Consider the following 26,972-nt stretch of genomic DNA (forward strand, 5'->3'; position numbering starts at 1 on the left):
CTGCATGTGTCCTTTTATTTTGTCAGCAAGTTATACAGTACCTGGGCCATCTGCGCCCTGGTGGTGGTGTCCTTAGGCAAAAGTTTGCCGCCGCTGCCGCCGATGGTGCCGGTTTCCACCAGCAGCTTCATAGCCTCTTTCGACCAGGGGGCAATTTCGCCTGTGTCACTGAAATCGGAAAGCCTTTTGCCGGAATCGCCTTCAGGCAGCCGTCCTATTACCTTCAGCGCGTTGTACAGCAAAGTGAACATTTCCTGGCGGGTGATTTCCTTTTCGGGGGCGAACACGTTGCCGCCCACGCCCGCGGATATGCCGGTCCGCTTGGCCGCGGCCAGGTAGCCGGTATACCAGGTATTGCCCGCGTCCGCGAAATTGTCCTGCGGGTTTTCATCGGGGGCGATGCCGTACGCCTTCAGCAGCATGACGATGAACTGCCCCCTGGTCAGCTTCGCTTCGGGGCTGAAATTGCCGCCTCCCGTGCCGGTAGTGATCTCCCTGGCGGCGATGAAGGAAACCGCTTTTGAGTACCACGCATCCTTTGCCACGTCCTTGAAGCTCACCTGCTTGTAGACTACGGCGTAATAGCTGAAATGGGTGGTGGTGAAGGTAACGGTGCCGGTGGCCGGGTCGTAGCGCCCGTTGGGTACTGATATTACATTGCCGCTGCCGTCGATGTACCAGACGACGATATGCTCGGGATCGGCCAGCTCCGCCGCCGTCGGCGTATAGGGGATGCTTACCGTCACCGGAGCGTCCGGGTTGTTCCAAGCCTTTTGCTCGCCATCAACCGTAAGGCCCAGCTGTATCACCGGTTTATCGCCTACGGCGTTTCTAACCTCCTCCGGGAGAGTTGATTTGTCAACATTTTTAATTGTCAAGCCTGCATCACCCTGATTTTCAAATCCTGTACCAGCAAGCATGTTGCCCGGAAGTGTAACTGTGCCTGCATCAGTTTTGATTTCAATGTTTATATCAGCCTGCGGATTGGAAAGGGCCGATGCCGGAAATTCCACATTGTAGCTTCCCGTAGCCGACTTGGACAGTTCAACTTCCAATGTCTTTTTCCCGTCATCACCTGTCAGTGCGCCTTCCAGGGCCATATTCAGAGCATCGGCATCAAGCTCTGTTTTTACGGTACCCGTAGCTGCATCCACAGTTGCGGTGGTCTTCAACCCGCCGACAGTCGCTGCCGGAGGTTGCACAGGCTGGGGTTGAAGGGTTGAGGTTCCGCCACTGCCTCTGTCATCATCCCTATCTCTACTTGGCGCTGCCGCCCTGTTCACAGTGACTGTATATGTCCTGACGGTTACACCATCCTGTGCCGTAACCACAATAGCAATCGTGTTGCTTCCGACTTTAAGCGCTATGGGTTCGGAGGACCGACCGCTTTCAACATCCTTTCCGTTCACCTGCACCCTGGCATTTGCATCCGCTGCAACAGGGGTAACCGTTGTGCTTGTTACTCCATTGGCTACGCTTAGTGTATAGCTTACCGTATCCGGCGCGAAGCTCAAGCTCCCGGCGCTCAATGTCAGCCCGCTTAGGCTTGCATTGGAGGATAGCGGTGGCTCTGCCACAGTAAAGTGTATGGTGTAGGTCAGCACAGTGCCGTCCTCGGCAGTGACCTCCACTTTGGCCGCTCCGGGCAGGGACGCAGCCTGAGTGATGCGCACGTTTGCCCTGGAGTCATTCGGCGTTGCGCTGACGAAGGCTGCCGGGCTGCCGGGCTGAGTGCCGTATGGCAGCTGGACAGTGTATTCATATTGTTTGTATACAAAGCCCGCAACGGTTTCTCCGCCCACTCTCAGATCGCTTAAAGCAGCGTCACCGGACGGCACGTAGCTGCTGACAGCGTTAACTGTCAGTACCGCGCTGTCTCCCGCATTAAACGAGATTTCAAAATCTATGGAATTCCCATCGGTCAGATTTAGTCCGGAGAGGCAGGTTTCCTTTATGGTCAGGGTGTTCCCGCTAACGTTGTAATCCGCAGGCGATGTCAAATAAACTGAGCCATAGACCACATCAGTGACGGTAGCTGCGCTGCCCCAGGATATGGTTGTGCTTACGTCGCCGGGGCTATCCAGATCGAAAGTCACTGTCGTCGGGCTGATGGTTGCGCTGATGATTTGCGGTGTCGTATCGAGTATATTGATAGCCAGCGTCGCCGCATTGCCCCTGTCGAATTCCACCGTCAGCACAAGGCCGCCTGTGGGCTGAGTTGCCAGGTACTCCTTCTTTATAGTCAGGATATTTCCGTTTACAGCATAGTTTTCCATTCCAATGGAGGCTCCGGCCTTCTTAACATCGGTAACGGCTGTGGCGCTATTCCAGGTGATGGTGGTTTCCACATCCGCCTGGTTGGCGATATTTTTGTCAAAATCCGCAGCATCCGAAGAAATAACGGCATTTTCTACTGTCTGGCCTATAACGGTCACATTGAAGGTTTTAATAGCCGCGTTGCCCCTCGAATCCTCCGCCATACAGGTTACCCTGGTAGTTCCCACCGGGAATACAGAGCCCGGCGTCCTTGAATACATGACCTCAACCGGACCGTCCACCAGGTCTGTGGCCGTAACGGAGAAATTAACCGCCGCGCCGCCGGAACCGGCCGCGTCGACTTCTACATCCCCCACAGGCCCAAAGGACGGCGGAGTGGTGTCCTGCACCTTGACAGTAAAGCCGGCTGTGGCGGTGTTGCCCGCCTGGTCCTGGGCGGTGACGGTTACGGCGGTGTCACCCACCGGGAATACGGAACCCGGGTTTTTGCTGTAGGTCACAGGCACTTCGCCGTCCACGGCGTCGATGGCCCTGGCATTGAAGTTGACGACCGCCCCGGCGGAAGAAGTCGCCTCGACCGTGATGTTCACCGGCACTCCGATGGAAGGCGGCGCGGTGTCGGGCGGCGCCGCGCGGTTTATCGTGACGGTATAGGTCTTGGTGTTTTTGCCGTTCGGCGCGGTGACTGCAACCTCAACTTTATTCGCTCCCGCGCTGAGGGGCACTTCCCGCCATTCGCAGTACTGTACTGGATATGGAGAGTTGACATCATCGTATTGATATTCCGCTGTAGCCCCGTTGATGGTCAGAGATGCTCCGGGGTACCAGGGTTTGGCGCGAAGGTAGATTTTATCCACCTCGCTGCCCACATTGACGGTGTAGGCTAAGTTGAAAGGGTAGGAAACCGGATTTAAGCTTTCTATGCTGTTCTTGTCTATGCTTACCTGCAGTCCGCTGTTAGGGTCCAACCAGGCGTTCGCAGAAGGGGAGCGCTGGATGGTAATGTTGTAGACCTTGCTCACCTGTCCGTTCGGAGAGGTAACGGAAAACTGCACAGGGATAGGGTCCCATGTATATATGTTTTCCACATGGATCTCATATAATAATGGATTTTGGGAGCCTTTGTCACCGTGAACCTTGTATTTCCTCCAGACATATTGTGTAGGCACCTGGAATGTCGAACCGTCTGACGCGCATGCAAGCGTAATTATAACCGAACTCGGCCACCCCGGGTACGTGGTTGAATTGGCGTCTTCGTCCGGCTGATACGGGATGGTGAGGAAATAACTTGTAATTCGCGGATCGAAAGCATGGTCAAAACTTCCGCAGTTAGCAGAAATGCTGGTAAGATCGGCAATCATTTCCGGAGGTGTCGGCCGCGTAACGTAAAGATTATATGTCGAGGTATTGCCGTTTGCGGCAACGACGGTTATGGGAATGGTGTTCATTTCGACTCCAAGGGAAACGGTTACGCCCGGAACACTGTGGTCGACAAAGACAGTCGAACCGGCATAGTCAATCATATGATTTACGAAAGTGTAAGCAGGATTGTTACCTGTAGTGTATTCGGGCGTTGCATACACCTTAATGTGATCTACGTAGGAAGGCACCTCCGCGTGGAACCCGTCAGTGCCGGATGACGGCACAACCGTTTGATCGTTGCCGGATTGGTCTTTGTATACAAACCTGACACTCTCCAGGCCCATGTCTTGGTTTGACAAATTGAACCTGATTACATAATCGGTCCGCTTAAGGTCGGCTAATGTTCTGACCGTGACGGGAATCGACACCTGCTGGTCTTCGCGGATTTGCCCAAGATTTGCCGTCCACCCATCTTCTTTGGTGACCACTGCATTTCCTATATAGACTTTTACGTTCTCGCTTATGGGCTCTGCGGTTATATAGACGTTGGAGTCACTGTTCAAATCTAAACCATGGCCTAAGCTAGAGGGAGTTAGTTCTATGTTTTGAGCGCCTGCCCCATCGCCTATCCTGACCGCCAGTCTTTTGAGCGGCACATTTGTCCGGAAGACATTGAGGCTATAAGTTTCCCTGGTTGTACCGTCCTGGGCGGTGACCACAATCTCGAAGCTGTTCTCTCCCGGCTGGATTTCAACAGTTTTGCGAATGCCGTAGAGCTGGGACTGCAATTCTTCACGCTGATTTCCGTCCACCTTGTACAGGGTTGCCGTCGCGTGGGGCTCATTAACATCGGCGTAGATAGCAATACTGGCGACATCTTCACCGACGCTCACGGTATAGGATGTCGTGTTTTTGTCAAAGGCCGGATCCAGTGTGCCCTGGTTAACGCTCAGATAGGCAAGCGTGGCGTCGCTGGACGGAGCCCGGTTCACTTTGACCGTGTAGGTGTTGGTGTCCATGTAGTCGCCGACCTCAAAGGTAATGATGTTTTCTCCCACGTTGAGGGGGGCCTTGAAAGTTTGCCCGCTGGACCATGGCACGCCGTTCACTTTGAGGGTGGCTCCGATGTGGTCCAGTACCGGGACGAACTCAATATCGGTGCGATATAAAGGTACGTTGATAACATAATTGTTCTGGTCAGGACTAAACTGGTCAGGACTAAAGTATAAGGAATCATTCGGCGAACTCAGGGACCTGAGCTTGATGGAAGGACCCTGCAGCACCGACAGTTGGTATTCCTTCATTGTCCCGTCTTCCGCCCATACGGTGATCGGTACCAACATGTTGTATCCGTTGAGGTCTTCCGTGTACCGATTCGTATCCAGGCCCCAAAATCTCACTTTTGCGCCTGGGCTCTGGGGTTTTGCCTCAATGGTGACTAAATTGGTGTTGTAAGGAACATACGCAGTGTAGCTAGTATCAGTATCATTCAGCTCCGGTATCAGGTTGCGCTGCTTCCCGCCGACTGTTACGGTCAGCTCGCCCAGGTTGGCGTTGGACGAACCTTTTACGGTATAGAGATCATCAATGGGACCGTGATGCTCCTCCAGGAGCAGCTTGAGCAGGCTGGTATCCACGCTGGCGCCGCCCTGAACCCCCAGCTCCACGCCCTCGCCCAGGTTGACGCCGCCGCTGGCGCCCACCGAGATGTCAATGCCCGCCTGCGCCAGGCCCGTCACGTCGTCAAACTGCAGCTCGCCCAGGGAGGTCACGAAGAAGATCATTTCGGGGTTTGCTTTCATGTACACGGAGGCTCCGCCGTCCACCGTCACCGTCGCCTCGGCTCCCAGGTCGGCGCTGGCGCCAATACCGAGGTCAAGGCCGAACATGGACCCGCTGATGCTTTTGATAAACTCAAGCAGGTGCTCCTTGCCCCCTTGGATGTAATTTTCGATGTTCCGCAGCGGTTCCAGGCTGCCTTCCCTGGCGGCATGAAGCATGGCGCGGTTTAGCCCCCTGAGGCATTCGATACTGGTCTTGGACGCCTCGACCAGCGGCCTGGCCGAAAGCTCCGCGGTAAGCTGGACATAGAGGGGCGTGCAGATGTCGAGTCTCAGCACCGTCCCCTCCGCCAGGTTGTCAACCACTTCGTCCAGCCTGTCAAGCTGGTCCGGCACATCCCGGTCCACATTGCCGCTCAGCATGTTGCCCAGGAAAAGGGCCAGGCCTTCGACAGTATCGCTGATGAATTCTCCATTGGCAGCCGCCACCAAAGCCTCTCCCCCGGGAATTGAGGCATCGGCCGCAAAAAGGTTGAAGGAGCTTTCAGTGCCGCCGTCGCCGCCACCAGAGGTACTGCCTTCTCCCGCTAGGTCAAGGGATAAGGAAATGCCGACACTGGTTTGAGCAACGGCCCCTACAGTATCATTGACTATATTTTCAAATACCGGTTTTGCGCCGTTTTCCCAGGAATTCCGGAGCCTCGCGGTCACTTCATTCAGAGTTTCGCTGCTAAGATCGCCGCTTAACACACAGGATGCAATCCGGTGGATATCGTTAGCCATCAGCTCGGTATTTTCCAGTAAACCATCCAAAGCGTCCAGCCCGATGTTTGCCGCCGCGTCCAGGGGCAATTCCAGATACAGCCCGCCGGAAGCGCTGATGCCCGGCCAGACGGAATCCGCCACTCCCAGCCCCACCAGCCCGGCGATATCCACGCCCAGGGTAACCGAACCAATGGCCCCGGGGTTTTCAGCGGAGCAGGCTTTCAACTGGCCAATGGCCGCCTTGATGACCCTGGCCGCCGCCTCGGGGCCGAGTTCGCCCTTTTCCGCCTCGGCGATCAGGGCCCTATTCATGGTGATCATAGTCCGGTTGGCGACCTTCTGCGCCTCCTGGGGCGACACGCCCACCGAGAAGCTGGCTTTGGCCTCGCCCTCAATGGATACCTCCGCGTCCGCCGTCCCCTTCAGGCTTACCTCAAAGTTGAGGTTTACCTGGGTGTCGGTCATGCCGCCGATTTCAACCTTAATGTACTGCTCATCCTTAGACCCCCAGGGGATATAGCCGCGCGCATACACTGTGGGCATATCCATACCTAAAGGAAGCCGGGCATGGACATAGTCACGCCCATTGGGGGTCATGTCATAGAAAGCAGTGGTTATGTGCCCGGAGTTCTCAAAATGAGGCGCGTTCCCCCCGCCCAGAGGGTCGTCGTTGGCGATGCCGAAAACGGCCTGGCTGCGGCCGGGGCCGTCCACCCATATGCACAGTGAAATGTAATCCCCCTGCTTCTTCGCCCAGGCTTTCGCTCCCATATCGTTGCCCAAGTCTCCCGGCATGGGCACGGCAACATCAACGTCGAAGTCAATGGGTACGGCGCCCAGAATTTCAGTAACAACGTTTCCGGTTTCCGCAATTTCCCGCAGCACCGGCATGATCACGGAAAGCTGCGCTGCCGCCTCTTCCGCTTTTGCCTTGGTGTCGTCCATGACCATTTCCGGTACTTTCTCCAACACCGGCAGAGTGCCGTTCACGGTGTCTTCCAGAGTCTCGGCCACATCGTCCGCCAGATCCTTCATGCCCGTTTGTTCAAGAGCTTCGTTGACCAGATCCTCTATTGACGGAAGCGCGTATGCCTTAGCAGGCATAACTGGATTCACCGTCAGCAACAGGACAAGGAATAGGACAAGAAAAGAACTGGCCCTCCTTTTCCTGCTTCGTCTGCTATTCATACATTTTTCCTCCCTTCTTAATTTGCAAAGGCAATCTTCATAATGCCTTTTTCAAACAATTCATTTTGCTTCCGGAACATTATAGCAGGTCAACCTTTAGGCTCTATCCCTTTTTACCTTTAGGGAAGGTAGATTTTTTCAGGAGTCAGGATACGGAAGCCGGATTATGGAACACGCATGAGGGCAATAAAAAACACAGGCTGTTTGCTTAAGCCTGCGTTTGATGCTACTGTGCCAGTTCTTTTTGAATTTTCACAAGTTCCCGGCGGATTTTTTCCGCCAGCTCCCCGGCCCCATCAAGGGCGCCGGCTACGGCCTTTTCCTCCATCTCCCCGCACAGGGCGGCGAAGGAGGCGGCTCCGACAAACTGCCCGCTTGATTTCATCCCGTGGGAGAGCAGCCGGGCACGGGGGGCGTCTTTTTCCTTCAGGGCGGCTTCCAGCGCGGCAAGCTTTTCCGGCATATCCCTAAGGAAGGCGGCCAGCACCCGGGACAGAAGCGCCGGGTCCGCGCCCACCGTTTGCAGAAGCTCCGCCTTTTTTTCCTCCGGCACAAAGGAGGGGAGAATATCCTGGCTTGCGGCGGCGGTTTCGGCGAAAGCGTCCCCCAAAACCTGCCGCCCGTTTTTCACGGCGCCCGGCAGCCAGCGCGCCAGCGTCCCGGACAGGGCGTCCAGCAGGACGGGCTTTATTATGTAATCGTCCATGCCGGCGGCAAGGCTCCTTTCCTTTTCCTCAGGGGTAGCGCCGGCGGTGACGGCGATAATGGGGGTATGCCTGTTTTTCCCGGCCTCCAGCCTGCGGATGGCTGCCGCGGCCTCATGTTGATAAAGCTCTGTTTCAGGCAGTTCCTTAACCTTATCCTCAGTATTTGCCTTTGCCGCAGATCCGGCATATGAGTGCCGGATCTGCATATTGCCAAGCTTTAGTTCCTTGCTGCATGTGTCCTTTTATTTTGAGAGCAAGTTATACAGTACCTGGGCCATCTGCGCCCTGGTGGTGGTGTCCTTAGGCAAGAGTTTGCCGCCGCTGCCGCTTACTGTTCCGGTTTCCACCAGCAGCTTCATAGCGTCCTTTGCCCAGGGGGCGATTTCGCCTGTGTCACTGAAATCGGAAAGCCTTTTGCCGGAATCGTCGCCTTCAGGCAGCCGTCCTATTACCTTCAGCGCATTGTACAGCAAAGCGAACATCTCCTGGCGGGTAATTTCCTTTTCAGGGGCGAACATGTTGCCGCCCACGCCCGCGGATATGCCGGTTCGCTTGGCCGCAGCCAGGTAGCCGGTATACCAGGTGCTGCCCGCGTCCGCGAAATTGTCCTGCGGGTTTGCATCGGGGGTTATGCCGTACGCCTTCAGCAGCATAACGATGAACTGCCCCCTGGTCAGCTTCGCTTCGGGGCTGAAATTGCCGCCTCCCGTGCCGGTAGTGATCTCCCTGGCGGCGATGAAGGAAACCGCTTTTGAGTACCACGCATCCTTTGCCACGTCCTTGAAGCTCACCTGCTTGTAGCTTACGGCATAATAGCTGAAGTGGGTGGTGGTGAATGTCACGGTGCCTGTATCCGGGTTGTAGCGCCCGTTGGGCACTGAGACCACATTGCCGCTGCCGTCGATGTACCAGACGACGATATGCTCGGGATTGGCCAGCTCCGCCGCTGTCGGCTTATAGGGGATGCTTACCGTCACCGGCGCGTCGGGGTTACTCCAGTTTGTCTGCTTGCCATCCAGCGTCAGGGTAAGCTGGACAATGGGCCGGTCGCCGATTGCTGCTTTTACTTCCTCCGGCAGGCCGGTTTTGTCGCCCTGTGCGATGGTGATGCCCGCTGTTTTTTCTTCCGTTCCCGGTATTCCAGCCAGCATGCCGGACGGCATGGTGATGCTGCCCTCGCCGGTGGAGAAGGTCAGGGCGCCTTCGCCCTGTGAGCCGGACAGGGAAGCGGCGGGTATTCCTACGGTATAGGAGTTCACGCCGGGAATCGAGGGCACTGTGAGGACTGCCGTCCCCGTGCCGGCAAAGATATCTTTGGCCAGTGCACCAAGGTCTGTTGCCGCACTGCCCATATTTGTATTGACACTGACGGGCATTTTGGTTTCTGATATGTTGGTCCCGGAAACGGTGGCCTTGTATGTTGGCATGGCAGGAGTGCTGCCGGTGATAGCACTGCCGCCTCCGCCACTGCCACCTCCGCCTCCGCCACCGGCACTGGAAGCCGTCAGGGTAACCGTGTAGGTGTCGGCGGAGTCCGCCGTACCGTCATTGGCTTTGAATACCAGTGGGGTTGTGCCTACAGCATTTGGCGTGTAGGAGTAATCTTTATCTGCCCCAGCATACGCTACGCCGTTCACCGATACCTTGTAGGTCAGATTGTCGCCGTCGGCATCCTCGAATATGGTGGACAGATCAATGGTGTAGGCGCTGTTCACGGTCACGCTGGCCGTTGCGGTCGCGGGCACGCCGGATTTGCGCTTCGGCGCAGTGTTCACGGGGGGCGCAGCCGCGGTGGTTACTGATGTCATGGTGTAAGCGGTTTTGTTCCCTGCTTCGTCCATAACGATAACGTTAAAGTAGTAGGTGGTATTGCTATTCAAGCCGGTAATTTCTTTTGTGTCTGTATCTGTTGCGTAATCTCCGACTGCTGTGCCGTTATATACCGCGTCTGTTACCGATGCTATATTGTCTGAATCCGAATAATAGACCCGATACCGCAGAGCGCTCTGGGGGCTCACATCGTCCGTCGCCTTGCTCCAGCTCAAAGTGACTCGGTTATGGGTGAGGCTGCCGGCAGTGATGGTTCCGTCCGCCACGACCGGCGGAGTGGTGTCGGGCTGGGCCGGTTCCGCATCCGTCGTGACGGTCAGCCCCGCGCTCTCGGCCGATGCCTTGTGGGTGGCCGTTTCCTTGACCCTGGCCGTGAAGGTGTATTCGGTTTCCGGATCCAGTCCCGTGAATACATTGCTGTCCTGCCACGGGCCTCCGTTTACCCTGAATTCGCAGGCTGCACTGGTGGTCAGCGTAACGCTGTCGTGCGTCTTGCTTGCCAGCGAAGGTGCTCCCGGGGCCGCCGGCCCGTCGGCTTTGTCCACAACAGCCGTCGGATCGCTGGTGACGCTGCCTGTGGCATGAACGCCATCGGCGGTGACGGTCACGGTGATGGTCTGGCCGATGTCGGCCTGCGCCAATGTGTAGGTTGAGGCTGTGGCCCCCGGGATATCCGCTCCGCCGCGCTTCCACCGGTAGGTGGGTACATCCTCGGTAGTATTCGGTGTATAGGTTATACCTGATGTTACCGCTGTCAGTGTTTCGCCGTATTTGGCACTGCCGCTGATGGTTACACTGCCGCCCATGACCGGCAGCGGCGCCGCCGTGACGGTGATGGTTGCCTCGCCGTATACCCCGGAGCCGTCGTTAGCCGTCGCCCTTACCGTCACCGTGCCTTCTCCGGTGCCCGTCAGCAATCCGGTGGAAGCGTTTATGCCGGCTGTGCCCGTTCCGGAATACACGCTCCAGGTCACGGTTTTATCCGTGGCATCAACAGGCAATACTTCCGCTGTCATTTGCAGGGTACCGCCGTTCACTACTGTTGCCGCGTCACCTGCCCCTCTTACGGTGATGGAGGTTACCAGGGTGGGCGGCGCCGCCGTTACCGAAACCGGTACGGTTACATCTGCTGTATCCGTCCCGTCGTAGACCGTGACCACAACCGATGTGTCGCCCGCCGCCACGCCGGTGAGGGTAACAGTGCCGCTGTCAAGGCTTGCCGTTGCCTTTGCTGTGTCCGGGCCTGTTACAATAGCCGTGATGGTCAGCGGGTCATTGTTCGTATCTTCCGCGATATCGGAAGCGGTGAAGGTGGCCGTGCCGCCCGCGGTCACGCTTTGAGTCGGCACCGGATTTTTCGCCGCTGGCGGGCTATTTGACGGCGGATCCGCTTCGGTGGCCGGGAATACGGCGGTCACCACGCCCGAACCAGCCGCGTTGCTTACCGATGTGGCTCCGGCTACGGTAAAGAAGTTTGCAGCCACGCCTGTCAAGGTGTATCCTGTCTTTGGCGTCAGGGTTATGGTGGCCGTGTAGACCGTGCCGCCCCTGAACGGGTTGTCGGCCGGTGACCAGCTTACGGTTCCCGTATATTGTGCCGTTTCGGTTATCGCGGTTACGGGTGTTGCCCCCCTTGCCGGGGCGGTTACTCCCGGAATAGCAGCAATGTCGATTGCAGCCGGCGGTTCAATGATATTGATGGCAAAGCTCCCCCCTGCGCTCCCCCCGGCGGTCCCGTCGGAGACGGTAAAGCTGAAGCTGTCAGCGCCGGTTGCATTGGTGTTCGGTGTATAGGTAATCAGGCTGTTGTCGATATCGGCCTGGGTGAAGGTCCCGCCTGCGGCGACTGCATTCCCGTTTTTCTTCAAAGTTCCCCTGGCAGGCGCCGTTCCCACGGCAAAGGTCAGGGAAGCCGCCCCCTGTTCGGGGTCGGTGGCCCTAAGCATGGTATCGGTGATGGTCACAGCCTGGCTGTTCTTATTGACGCTTAGTCCGGTATTGACCGCCAGCACCGGCGGATTTCCGGTGGTAAAGCTGCAGGCGCCGCCGTAAGCGGTCCCGAAAGCATTGGTGACGTATGCTTTGTAATAGTAAGTGGTGTTCGCCTGCAGACCGCTGAGCGTCGCTGTAAACGGGCCGGTGGAGCCGGTGCTTCCCGCAGACACAGCTGTGCCGGAGGCCAGCGTAAGATTGGCGGGGTTGGTGGAGTAGACGATTCCCCGTTCCACGGTGGTGTCGTTTCCCAGTGAGGTGACGTTTCCGCCGGCGACGGCGGAGGTTGCCCCCACCGAGGCCGGAGCGGCATTGGTGGTTACGGTCGGATCGGTCGTCCCGTAAATCTTCAGTTCGGTGATGGCAGCCCATTTATTGTTCAGTCCGTTTCCGGTGTCCACCCGAACCCGGACATAGCGCGTGGTATAAGGGATGGAGATATTAAAAAAGCTTGTTCCATCCGGGCTTGCCTGCACCTGGTAATGCTGAATATTATAGGCAGTGCTCCACCCCGCGGAGGACATGCCTATCACTTCGATATTGTCAATCCGGTAACTGCTGCCCAGATCCACCTGCAGCCACTGGTTGGTTACACCGTAAGCTTTGGCGCAGACCCAGCGGCTGGCCGGAGCGGTGCTGCCGTCCACCGCCCGTTCCGGCCCGTAAGGCGCCATAAAGCTACTGGCTGATACGCCGACAGGCGATATGGGAATTAATTTGCCGGCGGCATGGGCCGTCTGTGCAATTCCCAGCATCAATACCAAAACAATAACTGCCACTGCCGCAAGGCGACCGGCAATCCCGGCTATTCCAAATTTATGAGTTATTTCCATGACACAACCCCCTTTCAAGCTTTACGTCCTTCTGATCATGGATTCGGAAGGATTGAGTACTGCTCATCCGCCACGATGCAATACAATCCCCAATCCGTCCCGCCCCAGGGGTTGGCGGGATTGGTACCGCCATTAAGATTCGGCAGATTGAAGGTGCTGCCACTGCCGCCGTACATCGTGCCCATCAAAGAGGACAGCCTCGGGTAAGCGGATGCGGAGAGGGATTGCCCGTCACAGCGCAGCCAGCCCGCCGGCGGAGTACATGCTGTGTTGCTCGCTGATGTGGCAAAAAGGCGGATCTCACCCGTGTACACGGTAGGAAGGGCATACATATTCTTTCCATCAGAACTAGGATAATATCCTTGCGTACAAATGCAGTAGCGGCTGCCGGGAACGGGCTCAAGGCCGCGCAAATCGGGCAGGGCGAAGTTGGTGGTGTCGCCGCCGTACTCCGTGCCTAATAAAGAATATAAAGCTGCGTTCCCGGACACCGGCAGCGCATCACCGTTGCATACACGCCAGCCCTTGGGAACGGGCGTCGCCGGAGAAAACATAAAGAGGCGGATTTCGCCCAGGTATGGGTTGATCGTAGCCATTGTATCAGTACCGGAATCCGGGTAAACACCGTAGGCCGCTATGAAGTAACGGCCTTTGCCGGCTCCCCAGGGATTGGCGCTGCCTGCGCCGTTGAGGTTGGGGACGGCGAAGGTGTTCATCCCGTCGCCGCCGTAAGCGGTACCGATCAGACCAAACAAATAGTCATACTGGGTAATCTGCAAAGTCTGGCCGTCGGCGGGCACCCAGACGCCGTCGTTGGGCGCGAAGTCAAAGGCAAACAAGCGGATCTCCCCCAGAAAGGGGATTGATCCGGCGTCGGCCCGGGCCGAAAATGGGCAGAGCATGACCGAAATTAGTAAAAAGATGATGATTAGGATTTTGAGAATTGGCTTATGCATGTTCAACACCTCCGGAAATGTCAGGGCTTTTTCTTGTTTTTGTACTGAGCAACCAAATTCCTGCATTCTCTCAGGTAGTCCTCCCATGAGCCGTATAACAGCCTGACGGCCTCATCTTTGGCATCCGGGCAGACCCCCAGCGCTTTCAACTGCTTGTCGGTGAGCGTCATTTGATCGGAATAGGCGTTAAATATCCGGTCCCATACAACGCCCGGCCCCGGATTATTCAGTTTTCCGTAAGTTCCCCAGAGCCCTTTTGTATCATTATATAAGGCCATGTCGGCCATGTCCCCGGCGTCCAGATTTGTGACGGCGGCGCAGATGCGGTTGGCCATCTGGTGGCAAACGCCGGAATGAAGGTAAATGATGCCGCAGCAATCGCCGAGACGAAGTTTGCCGCTCGGCGTTAACGTTGATACACACGGCTTTCTCCCATAGTCCGTCCTGCTTTCATCGATTTCGAAGCTGCATATGGCCCGGGCCAGCAGGAGCTGGTCTTCGGTGGCCGTGAAGGACAGCGAAGGATAAACCCAATCATTTGAAGGATCATCGGGATAAGTGCCACCATAGCAGTCGAAATTCACAGTACGGCTCCCGTCAAAGCTCACAACCTTCACATAGGCATGGGCCGCCCACTGCCATTTGTCAAGTACCGGTGCGTATTTGCAGCCATAGTGCCCAAAGTTGAAAATATAGTCAGGCGGGTTATCAGTCCATTGGGATTGGATGATCAAGGTAAAGGAGTCATTGTCCTTTGCTGTGTCAAAGTATCCCGGGAGGGGATTGGGAGTAACCCGATCTATATTATGGCTGTTGTTGGCGCGCAGGCCGGCGCTGACCCGGTCGCCGTTGTGCGACCATGGATCGGCAAAGGCAAAAAACTCAATGGTAGCCTTATTGACAACGTCCTGGACATACCACCAGCCCCAGTTGCCGGATCGAAGCCCCGCTTTAGGCAAATCAATTGTTCCAATTTCCACTATCCTTTTCCCTTTTTCTCCCCCGGGAATAAGGGCGCCTGAATTGCAGCTGATGCTGTCTCCCCAACTGCCGATGCATTGAAAGTCATGGTTCGAGTTATTTATAACCCTTATGGTCATAGCGCACATTTTAATGCCTCCTTATAATAAAGTTTACTAATACGTATTTGCCTCGGCCCCGGTATATGAGTACCGGGATTGCAAGCTGCAAGGCTTTTATCCCTTGCAGCTTGCCACCTGGTCTATTTTGTCAGCAAACTGTACAGTACCTGGGCCATCTGCGCCCTGGTGGTGGTGTCCTGAGGCAAAAGTTTGCCGCCGCTGCCGCCGATGGTGCCGGTTTCCATCAGCAGCTTCATTGCCTCTTTCGCCCAGAGGGCGACGTCGTCCGCGTCGCTGAAGTCTGAGAGCGTCTTACCCGAATCGCCCCGGGGCAGATGGCCGATTACTTTCAGCGCGTTGTACAGCAAAGTGAACATTTCCTGGCGGGTGATTTCCTTTTCGGGGGCGAACACGTTGCCGCCCACGCCCGCGGATATTTTAAGCCTCCTGGCCGCAGCCAGGTAGCCGGTATACCAGGTGCTGCCCGCGTCCGCGAAATTGTCCTGCGGGTTTGCATCGGGGGTTATGCCGTACGCCTTCAGCAGCATAACGATGAACTGCCCCCTGGTCAGCTTCGCTTCGGGGCTGAAATTGCCGCCTCCCGTGCCGGTAGTGATCTCCCTGGCGGCGATGAAGGAAACCGCTTTTGAGTACCACGCATCCTTTGCCACGTCCTTGAAGCTCACCTGCTTGTAGCTTACGGCATAATAGCTGAAGTGGGTGGTGGTGAATGTCACGGTGCCTGTATCCGGGTCGTAGCGCCCGTTGGGCACCGAAACCACGCTGCCGCTGCCGTCGATGTACCAGACCACGATATGCTCGGGGTTTTCCAGCTCCGCCGCCGTCGGCGTATAGGGGATGCTTACCGTCACCGGCGCGCTTGGGTTGTTCCATTCGGTCTGCTTGCCGTCCAGGGTCAGGGTGAGCTGGACAATAGGCCGGTCGCCGACGGCTGCTTTTACTTCCTCCGGCAGGCCGGACTTGTCACCTTGGCCGATGGTGATACCTGCGCTCGATTCTTCCGTTCCCGGAATTCCCGCCAGCATGCCGGACGGGAGGGTGACGCTGCCCGCGCCGGTGGAGAAGGTCAGTACGCATTCCCCTTGTGATCCTGACAGGGAAGCGGCGGGTATTCCTACGGTATAGGAGTTCACGCCGGGAATGGAGGGTACTGTGAGGACTGCCGTCCCCGCGCCGGCAAAGATATCTTTGGCCAGTGTACCAAGGTCTGTTGCCGCACTGTCCGTATTTGTATTGACACTGACGGGCAGTTTGGTTTCTGATATGTTGCTCCCGGATACGGTGGCCTTGTATGTTGGGGTGGCAGGAGTGCTGCTACTGCTGCCGCTGCCGCCTCCGCCGCCTCCGCCGCCATTATATATCCATTTGGCATAGAGGGTTATATTCGCCGTTACCGTGTCAACGCTGAAGTTCCAGGCGTTGACGCAGGACGCTTCCTTATACCAGCCGCCGAAGGTATAGCCAGTCCGTGTCGGCGCGGACGGCGCGGTTATGACGGAGCCCGGTGCAACGCCGGTAATGCTTGCTACCGCACTGCCGCCCTGGGAGTCGAAAGTGACGGTGCAGGTTACAGCGGCACCGGCCGTCAGGGTTACGGTGTACGTGTCTAAGGAATCCGTTGTCCCATCGTTGGCTGTGAATACCAGGGTGGTTATACCTACAGCAGCCGGCGTGTATGAATAATCTTTGTTTGCCGCAACCGCCGCGGCGCCGTTCACCGATACCTTGTAGGTCAGATTGTCGCCGTCGGCATCCTCGAATATGGTGGACAGATCAAGGGTGTAGGCGTTGTTCACGGTCACGACGGCCGTCGCTGTTGCCGGTACGCCGGATTTGCGCTTCGGCGCGGTGTTCACGGGCGGCGCGGCCGCGGTGGTTACTGATGTCATGGTGTAAGCGGTTTTGTTCCCGGCTTCGTCCATAACGATGACGTTAAAGTAGTAGGTGGTATTGCTATTCAAGCCGGTAATTTCTTTTGTGCCGATATCTGTTGCGTAATCTCCTGCTGCTGTGCCGTTATATACCGCGTCTGTTACTGATGCTATATTGTCTGAATCCGAATAATAGACCCGATACCGCAGAGCGCCCTGGGGGCTCACATCGTCCGTCGCCTTGCTCCAGCTCAAAGTGACTCGGTTATGGGTGAGGCTGCCGGCAGTGATGGTTCCGTCCGCCACGGCCGGCGGAGTGGTGTCAGGCTGGGCCGGTGCTGCATCCGTCGATACGGTCAGCCCCGCGCTCTCGGACGATGCCTTGTGGGTGGCGGTTTCTTTGACCCTGGCGGTAAAGGTGTATGAGGTTTCCGGTGATAGACCCGTGAATATATTGCTGTCCTGCCACAGGCCTCCGTTTACCCTGAATTCGTAGGCTGCGTTGGCTGCCAGGGTGACGCTGTTGTGGGTTTTGCTTGCCAGCGAAGGTGCTCCCGGGGCCGCCGGCCCGTCGGCTTTGTCCACAACAGCCGTCGGAGCACTGGTGACGCTGCTCGTAGCGTGGATGCCATCGGCGGTGACAGTCACGGTGATGGTCTGGCCGATGTCGGCCTGCGCCAATGTGTAGGTTGAGGCTGTGGCCCCCGGGATATCCGCTCCGCCGCGTTTCCACTGGTAGGTTGGCACGTCATCGCTGGTGTCCGGGGTATAGGTGATGCCTGATGTATCCGCTGTCAGTGTTTCGCCGTATTTGGCATTGCCGCTGATGGTTACACTGCCGCCCATGACCGGCAGCGGCGCCGCCGTGACGGTGATGGTTGCCTCGCCGTATACCCCGGAGCCGTCGTTGGCTGTCGCCCTTACCGTCACCGTGCCTTCTCCGGTGCCCGTCAGCAATCCGGTGGAAGCGTTTATGCCGGCTGTGCCCGTTCCGGAATACACGCTCCAGGTCACGGTCTTATCCGTGGCATCAACAGGCAATACTTCCGCTGTCATTTGCAGGGTACCGCCGTTCACCACTGTTGTCGCGTCGCCTGCCCCTCTTACGGTGATGGAGGTTACCAGGGTGGGCGGCGCTGCCGTGACGGAAACCGGTACGGTTACATCTGCTGTATCCGTCCCGTCGTAGACCGTGACCACAACCGATGTGTCGCCCGCCGCCACACCGGTGAGGGTAACAGTGCCGCTATTAAGGCTTGCCGTTGCCTTTGCTGTGTCCGGGCCTGTTACAATAGCCGTGATGGTCAGCGGGTCATTGTCCGTATCTTCCGCGATATCGGAAGCGGTGAAGGTGGCCGTGCCGCCCGCCGTCACGCTTTGGGTTGGCACCGGATTTTTCGCCGTTGGCGGGTTGTTCGCAGGAGGCGCCGTATTCACCGTCAAAGTTGCCGCATTGCTGGTTGCGCTGCCCGCGGCATTGCTTACATAGCAGGTGTAGCTGCCTGCGTCGTAAGCTTGTGCACTGTTAATGGTCAATGTGGATGTGGCAGCTCCGCTGATATTACCTTCGTCGATCAAACTATTGCCATTCTTCTTCCATTGGTAACTTAAAGGTGCATCTCCTGCCGCTGTTACAGTGAAGGTGACTGTCTGTCCCGCAGTTACTGTCTGACTGACCGGCTGTGCTGTTATGGACGGCGGTGTAAATTCGTATTCGTTTATTTCAAAGATAGCTGTTACTGTAATGTTACCTGTGACATCCTTATCTGTCCTGGTAGCGGTGGTCACATCATCGCTCCACCTGACGAAGTGATAACCTGTATCCGGTACAGCAGTTACAGCAGTTCCGTTACCTCCATGGCTTACAGTCTGGGTTGCGTCCCCGCTAATGCTTCCGTGTTCTCCTGCTATATAGGTCAGCGTGTATTCATTTATCGCAAAAGTTGCAGTCACCGTCAGGTCGGAAGTTATATTACTAAAGTCAACATCCCAGCCGGTGAAGTGATATCCTTCTCTTGTCGGCTCTTCTGGTGCTGTCGCTCTGCTGCCATGCTCTACTACCTCTGTCTTAAGTTCACTTCCGTCCCAGTTCTTGAAGGTTACTGTGTAGGTGTTTACGATATTAAATTCATCACTTTCGCTGTAACTCGAGGATACTTCTGCATCACTGGCTTTTACTCTGAACCTTGCCGATGATGTATTAATTCCACCGGTATCGCTGAAAGCGAACGATGTATTAGTTCCTGAATATACATTCGTTATCCAGATATTCCCATCCCAAAAGTCAACTGTGTATGTTATAATGTCTCCTTCTATATCTGTTGCTTCTCCCCAAGCAACATTTATATTGCTTCCACTTACAAAGGACTGCCCCAATGATGGCGTTGTAAATGCGCCAGGCTGAGACGGAGCATCATTTACGGCATTTACGGCAATGTTTGCTGTTTCCTCAGCTTCACTAAAATACGTCGATCCTCCGTTGACAGTGGTATTGGCTGTCTGGCCGGAAGAACTGATCCATGCAGCTCCGCCGTGAATAATTCCGTTGTGGCTTCCAGGCCCGCTATCTGCCACAACCGTCCCATTCCCTTCATTAAACTTCCAGTAGCCTATAAGTCCGCTTTCATTTCCCGTTAAAGAACCGTTAGCCATGTTGGCCGCCAATTCGGCTTCGCTGCGCTCCACGCTCCACAAGCGAAAATCGCTGAAGATTCCTCTGCTGAAACGCTGCATTGTCCCGCTGTTGTTCCATGCGCCTAAACTGAAACTGCTTACATTAATGCCGGGGATATTTGCCAAGTTACGATACTTTGTCTCTTTATATACGCCGTCCACATAAAGCTTGTAATTTCCAGTAGCTTTGTTAATTGTAACGGCAATATGGGTCCATCTGCCGACAATCTGATTGAAGTCGTAATCAAATCGGACGTACGGTGTCGGCGAACCATATACTGCAATTTCCAGCTGTGTCGGGTTTCCCTTGAGGAACTGGCTGTGCAGCAAGCCAGGTATTTCCCAGTTATTGCCATTCATGATAACATTAAAGCCGTCTGAAAAGCTATCTATACGTATCCAACTTTCTATCGTAATGGCGGGATAAGTACCCAAACCAGATACAGCCACATAATCATCAACGCCATCCAGCTGCAAGCCTGCCGCATTATTCTGCCATGCCCTGTATGTAAAGGTGGATGTTCCATTCCAATTGGCATTGGGCACAAAACGAAGGCGGGCATTTTCGTCCAGTAGAAGGGAATTGGCGCTAAGATCTATAACTCTTCCTGTTACATCACTGACATCCAGCCATGTAATGCCTCCGTTTATTGAGTACTGCCATTTACCGTTGGTGTTATCTACCGATGTAACAGCTATATTTTCAGCCGTTGAGCCATCAAAGCAGGTAATCGAGCCATCCGTAACAATTTGTGCAATTGTATTTCCGTTTGAAGAATAATCATCTTCATCAATTGAATTGAGCATCGGGAATCCATCTGTATCCAAAACCGGCGCACTGTATGCTGGTGTGGCATTTACAGTTAGCGTTGCTTCATCGCTGGTCACACTGCCCGCTGCATTGGTTACCACTACAGTGTAATTTCCAGCGTCCGCCACCTGGGCGTTGTTGATGGTCAATGTGTCCGTGGTGGCTCCGCTGATATTGCCGCCGTCAGAAAGGTTATTGTCGTCCTTCTTCCACTGGTAGCTCAAAGGTTCAGTTCCTGACGCTGTTACCGTGAAGAAAGCTGTCTGTCCCGCGGTCACCGTTTGGCTGGATGGTTGAGTGATGATGGTCGGAGCTACAGGAGCTGCCGTGACGGAAACCGGTACGGTTACATCTGCTGTATCCGTCCCGTCGCTGACTGTGACAACAAGCGAGGTGCTGCCCACCGCCACGCCGGTGAGCGTTACGGTGCCGCTGTCAAGGCTTGCCGTCGCCTTTGCGGAATCCGGACCTGTCACAATGGCCGTGATGGTCAGCGGGTCATTGTCCACATCCTCAGCGATGTCGGCTGCGTTAAAAGCGGCTGTGCTTCCTTCAGTAACGCTTTGGGTTGGCACCGGATCTTTCGCTGCGGGCGGATTATTCGGATTTACCGTCAATGTGGCGGCATTACTGGTAACACTACCGCCATATAGGTTACTCGTTATCATTACAGTGTAGCTGCCTTCGTGCGATTTCTTGACATTATTGATAGTCAATGTTGGTATATTTGGTAAAGTGACATATCCATCACCTGTATTCAGTTCAACGCCATCCTTTTTCCATTGGTATCTTAAGTCTACTCCTCTTGCCTCTACAGTAAATGTAGCTGTTTTTCCCTCTGTAACTGTTAAATCCTGCGGTTGAGAGTCGATTAGAATTTGTGCACCATAATCCATAATCCTGAGATTGTCAAATCCCACTGTCAATCCGCTACCGCTGGATTCAACATAGAAAACAAAATTAATTTTATTTGAGTCAAAGCTTGACATGAATTTTTCATAACTGGTCCAAGTATTGTTATTTCCTTTCTCTCCGGTTGATGAGAATTCCTTGATAATCGTCCAGTTCGACTGGTCGTTTACAAAATCTTCCGCATTATAATTTCCAAAACTGTACGCAACAATCACCCGATAATTCATGGTATAATCAGACGGTAATTTTATATCAATAGAGGAACTATAATTTTTCCACGGATAAAGGGGGTATGATAATGTCCTGGCGGTTACAACCGGCCCGTTGGCAATTACCTGCAGCTGATTATTGAACTTGCCTGCATTACCGCCCGGAGCTGTATTCCAGGTAGCTGCACTTTCGGAGGGAGAGCTGAATTGGCTGCTAAAGCTCGGCATCGACTGAAATTCCTGCGAAATTATCTGAGTAGCGGCATAAGCTTCAGATGAAGAATATACCAGGTATACACCTAATATCATTACAATTATAAGAATTCCCACGCATTTTCTCATGATTTACTGAGCCTCCTTTGTAAAAAGAAAAGTTTATGAAAAATCCTCCACCAAAACAGCACATCTGTAAACCAATTAATTCAGACAATAAATGCCGGAATATATGACTGCTTCTATATTTATGAATGAAATCATAATGCATTTTTCAGCCATACTTTTTGTTCAAATATTATAGCAGAGCAACCTTTAGTCTCAATCCCTTTTTACCTTTAGGGAAGGTAAAGAATGAAATTTTTTTATAATTATGTGGAAATTTAGGTAAAAATGTCGCTTTAGGCAATCGAGTAGGAGGGAAAATTAAATAATTTTCCCGACCTCTCACACCACCGTACATACCGTCCGGTATACGGCGGTTCTCTAGTTTACACACACTTGTTGATAATAATCAGAAAAGAATAAGAAACCTAACTTCTTTAAAGTTTGGTTGTTAAGTGATTGATTTAGAATTGGGCTGTTGGATATTCTCCAATAGCCTTTTCTTGTATTTGCGAATTCCCAAGCCTTGCTCTCGTTGGTTCCTAGTCTTTTGAGTTCTCGGTATTTTGTTTTGACCTTCTTCCATTGTTTCCAGTAAATCATGCGAATTCTTCGCCTCATCCACTCATCCGTGTCTTTAAGCAGTTGTTTCATATCAGCCAGTTTGAAGTAGTTAATCCATCCATGATATACTTTCTTAAGTTGAAGATTCGCTGTTCATTTCCCATTCCATTGCTTCTCGCTGTCAGTTCTTTAATTCTTGTTTTCATCTTTGCAACAGCTTTAGGGTGGATTCTCACCCTCGTTTGTCCTTTGTGTCTATAGAAAGTGTACCCAAGAAACTTAACTTTACTAATATGTCCAACCTCTGTTTTCTCCCTATTCACTTTAAGGAATAACTTCCCTTCTATGTATGGAAGAATGTTTTCCAGTGTCCGCTTTGCGCTCTTTTTGCTCTTGCAGAGAATGACCATGTCATCTGCATATCTCACAAATCTGTGTCCTCTGCGTTCCAGTTCCTTATCTAGTTCATTCAGCATGATGTTACTTAATAGCGGACTTAGTGGTCCGCCCTGTGGCACTCCAACTTCTGTTCCCTCGAATTTGTGCCCTATTACGACTCCGGCTCGTAGAAACTTATGTATAAGTGAAATTACTCTTCCGTCTTTTATGGTTCTTGATAAAACTTCAATCAGTTTACTTTGATTGACTGTATCAAAGTATTTCTCCAAATCCATGTCCACTACATATTTGTAGCCTTCATCTACATGCTTCTGACATCTTCGAATGGCGTCGTGTGCACTACGCTTTGGGCGAAATCCAAAACTACTATCCGAAAACTGTCTCTCAAATATTGGTGATAGTACTTGCGTTATCGCTTGTTGTACTACTCTGTCCACTACTGTCGGAATTCCAAGTCTTCTTACCTTTCCCTTTTCTTCTTTGGGTATTTCTACCCTTCTTACAGGATTCGGACGATATTTACCTTCCTGGATTGCTTGAGTTAGTTGCTGTCCGTTCTCTTTGAGATATCGTAGAAGTTCCTCCACTCCCATCCCATCGATTCCGCAAGCTCCCTTATTGGATTTCACTTTCTTGAATGCCTTGTTCATGTTGTCTCTATCCAGTATTTTCTCTAGCAATCCCCCTGTCAACGAGTCTGTGTCGGTGATGTTGTTTTCAGTTATCCTTGATGGAGCATACACTTCTGCATTCCCTTCCTGTTCCGCAGGTACTCTCTGCAGATAGCCCTCTTTTAGAGGTTGTCTGTATTTCATTCCATTCTCAGTAACATTCATTTACTTTCACCTCCTAAAGTTCAGTCCTTCCTCCGTGTCGTCGACTACACAGAGTACTATGACCTCTGCTGACTCCTCACGGCAAATCTTATTTCAACCGTGTTTCATACTCTGTTTCCACACGTCCGTGAGACCTCCCCAGGTAAGAACGCAATCTTTCCTTCCATATATCTGCCACATTTACACCGTATGCTTCCGGATAGTTTAGGGCTTTGATTTGTTATGCAATCTCACCCAGCATACATATGCCTGATGTAGTTCCTGTTCGTCAGACCAGAAGTTTGCCGCCAGCTTCCTTCAGATTCCACCTCACGATGGACACCCTTGCTCTTGGCTATGTGCTTGGCACTATCAACCCGCACTCGGGACTTTCACCCGTTAGATTGCGCCCATGCTGGGCGCACATAAAAAACGCAGACCGCCTGTCGTGGTCCGCGTCCGAGTCCCTGCCATATAAGACATCTGATACCAAGCACTTACTGTTAAGTCATTTCTCCTGCATATTGTGCCAGTTCTTTTTGAATTCCCAGAAGCTCCCGGCGGATTTTTTCCGCCAGCTCCCCGGCCCCCTCGAGGGCGCCGGCGACGGCCTTTTCCTCCATCTCCCCGCACAGGGCGGCGAAGGAGGCGGCTCCGACAAACTGCCCGCTTGATTTCATCCCGTGGGAGAGCAGCCGGGCACGGGGGGCGTCTTTTTCCTTCAGGGCGGCTTCCAGCGCGGCAAGCTTTTCCGGCATATCCCTAAGGAAGGCGGCCAGCACCCGGGACAGAAGCGCCGGGTCCGCGCCCACCGTTTGCAGAAGCTCCGCCTTTTTCCCCTCCGGCACAAAGGAGGGGAGAATAACCCGGCTTGCGGCGGTTTCGGCGAAAGCGCCCCCCAAAACCTGCCGCCCGTTTTTCACGGCGCCCGGCAGCCAGCGCGCCAGCGTCCCGGACAGGGCGTCCAGCAGGACGGGCTTTTTTACGTAATCGTCCATGCCGGCGGCAAGGCTCCTTTCCTTTTCTTCAGGGGCAGCGCCGGCGGTGACGGCGATAATGGGGGTATGCCTGTTTTTCCCGGCCTCCAGCCTGCGGATGGCTGCCGCGGCCTGAAAGCCGTCCATGCCCGGCATGCGGCAGTCCATCAAAACCAGGGCATAATTCTTTTGGGAAAACATCTCCACCGCTTCCTGCCCGCCGGCGGCGGTTTCCGCTTCCAGCCCCAGCTTGCCAAGCTGCATGGTCAATACCCGGCGGTTGAATTCGAAATCATCAGCGACCAGCACCGTACCCGGGCTGTTTTCCCACAGGTATGACGCTTTTGTCCCGCCGTTGGCGGGCTTTGCCTCCTCCAGGCCCGTCCCGGTATCGGAAATCTTTAAGGGAACGGTGAACCGAAACAGCGAGCCAACTCCTGCGGTTGTCTCAAAGCTGATGCCGCCGCCCATCAGCTCCACAAGGCGCCTGCAGATGGAAAGCCCGAGGCCGGCGCCGCCGTGCATGCTGTCCGTCCCGGAATGTCCCCGGGTGAAGGGCTTAAAGATGCTCCCCCTTATTTCCTCCAGTATGCCGGGGCCGGTGTCTTCCACCTCAAAGGTGATTTCGTTCCCTGTCACATATGCCCGCAGGGTAATGCATCCCTTTGCGGTGAATTTGACGGCGTTGTTCAAAAGGTTTAAAAGCACCTGGCGCAGGCGCACCGGGTCGCCCCTGAGGACAGGCGGCACCGACGGGGAGAATTCGGAGACAAAGTCCAGCCCTTTCCTGGCGGCCATGGGTTCGATGAGGCTTACCAGGTAACGCTTCATGCTTTTTGTCTCAAAATCCTTTTCTTCCAGGGAAACCGCTCCCTTTTCTATCCTGCTTAAGTCCAGCACATCGTTTATAAGGGAAAGCAGAAGGTTTGAGCAGTCCCTGACCACCGAAACATACTCCCTTTGCTCCTCATCCAGAGGAGTGGCCTCAAGGAGCTCCAGCATGCCCAGCATGCCGTTCATGGGAGTGCGGATTTCATGGCTCATGGTAGCTAAAAAATCGCTTTTGGCGCGGCTGGCCAGATCCGCTTCCTCCTTGGCCCGGGCAAGGGCGGAGGTCCTTTCCTGCACAATGTTTTCCAGGTTCCGGCTGTATTCCTCCAGCCTTTTTAAAGCTTCGCACCTCTCGCCGTCCAGCTTTATAAGCTCGGTATTTTTGTCCCGCATTTCCTCCGAGAGTTTTTCCACGGTGGCAAAGGAGCGGGAGAAGCGCATGGACAGGACGCAGCACTGGAAGAATATAAAGACGAACACGCCGAAATCGCCGATGTAGGGACCCCACAGGATATCGTTGGAGACCAGGGAGTCGTTGACGACCGCCAGCACAAGGGCCGCGGTGCCGGGAAGGAAAAGGGCGGCGCCCTCGCGTCCCCTGGCTATGGCGCGGATCAAAACGGGGCCCAGGACAAAAAGCAGCAGGACGACGGCGTACACCTCATAGAAGGGCATGAGCCAGGTGTACACACTGGGCGGGGCAATGAGCACGGTGAGGCTTGAGGCGGCGCCGGCGGCCCAGGCGGCTGCGGCAAGCTTTGCGGGCATCTCGTCCGGGTACAGTATTCTCATAAACTGGAGAAAGGCCGGGAGCGCCAGATAAAATCCGAGGTACTGCACGATATAGACGGCGTTCCAGCTTAAGTCCGGAAAATAGCTTAAAAGGAAAATCTCGCCTGTGACGCTTGCCCTTGCCGCTATGAATAAGCAGAGCAGGGCGCAGAAAAGAGGAGCCCTGTCCTTGCGGCGCAGCAGGTAAAGCCCCAGGTGGTATACGGCCATGATCAGCAGACCGCCGCACAAAAAGAGGGTGCTGAAGGCCTGTTTTTCCCGCAGCGCCTGGAGCTGGCCGGGAGTGCCCATTTTTATGTCCGTCCAGATGCCTCCCTTGCGGTGGGTGAAATTGGCGATCTGCAGTACGATTTCAACAGTTCCGGCATCGTTTTGGAAGCTGACAAGCCGGGGAAAGGACTGGGGTCGGGTTTCGTCCTTGCTTGTCGCCACCCTGCCGTTTTCCGAGAGGAGCTCGCCGTTGACCCACAGGCGGTAGGAAGTGGCAAAATCCAGTATTTTAAGGCCCAGCACCGGCTCACCGGCATTGGTATGGACAACAAGCCGGTAGGTGGCATAGCCCTCGCCCGGCAGCTTTTGCCCTTTCCCGCTCCCCGGCGGCGCGTAACCGTTCCAGGTGCCGGGAACGCGAATAAATCCGGTCCGGGAGGCTGCCCCGCCGCTTTTAAAGTCTTCGGGGGCAAGAAGCTGCCGCCAGTAGAATTCCCACTCGCCTTCCAGGCTCAAAACGCCATCCCGCCCGAAGGACCAGTTCCTGAGGTCAAGCATGCCCTGTGCAGCCCGGGGGGGCTGCGGCGCCTTCGACGACAGATGTCCGGATATGTAAAAGGCCGCGGTCCCCAGGACTGCTGCGGCCAGGAGAAGAAATACCGCTGTTTTCAGCTTTCCGGCATTGCTCAAGATATGCACCTCCTGTCTCCTGTACTAAAATTGCAACATATCAATGAAATATGCTATAATTTAATATATATTGGTATTATAGCAGATATTTGAGGGATATAGAAGG

The 26,972-nt window shown here is 54.5% G+C and carries 9 protein-coding genes; all 9 read right to left on the reverse strand.

Translation table 11 applies throughout. The features are described 5' to 3' along the window. Window positions 1–14: 14 nt before the first annotated feature. Window positions 15–7,373: a cadherin-like beta sandwich domain-containing protein gene (locus tag HM1_RS00640; RefSeq protein ID WP_012281308.1), complete on the reverse strand. Its 7,359-nt coding sequence runs from the start codon at window positions 7,371–7,373 to the stop codon at window positions 15–17. 226 nt (window positions 7,374–7,599) lie between these two features. After that, window positions 7,600–8,286, reverse strand: coding sequence for a response regulator (locus HM1_RS00645; protein WP_012281309.1), 687 nt, complete (start codon window positions 8,284–8,286; stop codon window positions 7,600–7,602). 36 nt (window positions 8,287–8,322) lie between these two features. Continuing rightward, complete coding sequence (locus tag HM1_RS14245) at window positions 8,323–12,657, reverse strand: S-layer homology domain-containing protein (RefSeq protein WP_236995053.1); 4,335 nt, start codon at window positions 12,655–12,657, stop codon at window positions 8,323–8,325. A 113-nt stretch (window positions 12,658–12,770) separates the two neighbouring features. Next, a complete protein-coding gene (locus tag HM1_RS16485; RefSeq protein WP_049753990.1) occupies window positions 12,771–13,757 on the reverse strand; it encodes a tail fiber protein in 987 nt (328 codons plus the stop codon). Continuing rightward, window positions 13,712–14,800: a hypothetical protein gene (locus tag HM1_RS00665; RefSeq protein ID WP_012281312.1), complete on the reverse strand. Its 1,089-nt coding sequence runs from the start codon at window positions 14,798–14,800 to the stop codon at window positions 13,712–13,714. Before HM1_RS00665 ends, HM1_RS16485 begins: the two co-directional genes overlap by 46 nt. A gap of 113 nt (window positions 14,801–14,913) precedes the next feature. Then, window positions 14,914–21,612: an immunoglobulin domain-containing protein gene (locus HM1_RS14255; RefSeq protein WP_049753992.1), complete on the reverse strand. Its 6,699-nt coding sequence runs from the start codon at window positions 21,610–21,612 to the stop codon at window positions 14,914–14,916. Window positions 21,613–21,969: 357 nt separating this feature from the next. After that, window positions 21,970–22,242 carry a group II intron maturase-specific domain-containing protein gene (locus HM1_RS16490; RefSeq protein WP_335324169.1) on the reverse strand — a complete coding sequence of 91 codons (273 nt, stop codon included), beginning with the start codon at window positions 22,240–22,242 and terminating at the stop codon, window positions 21,970–21,972. Then, window positions 22,239–23,387 carry a group II intron reverse transcriptase/maturase gene (gene ltrA, locus HM1_RS00680; RefSeq protein ID WP_012281314.1) on the reverse strand — a complete coding sequence of 383 codons (1,149 nt, stop codon included), beginning with the start codon at window positions 23,385–23,387 and terminating at the stop codon, window positions 22,239–22,241. The genes HM1_RS16490 and ltrA overlap by 4 nt, the downstream gene beginning before the upstream one ends. 482 nt (window positions 23,388–23,869) lie before the next feature. Then, window positions 23,870–26,866 carry an ATP-binding protein gene (locus HM1_RS00685; protein ID WP_083764956.1) on the reverse strand — a complete coding sequence of 999 codons (2,997 nt, stop codon included), beginning with the start codon at window positions 26,864–26,866 and terminating at the stop codon, window positions 23,870–23,872. Between the last annotated feature and the right edge of the window lie 106 nt (window positions 26,867–26,972).

This window comes from Heliomicrobium modesticaldum Ice1, assembly GCF_000019165.1.
Lineage (GTDB): Bacteria > Bacillota > Desulfitobacteriia > Heliobacteriales > Heliobacteriaceae > Heliomicrobium > Heliomicrobium modesticaldum.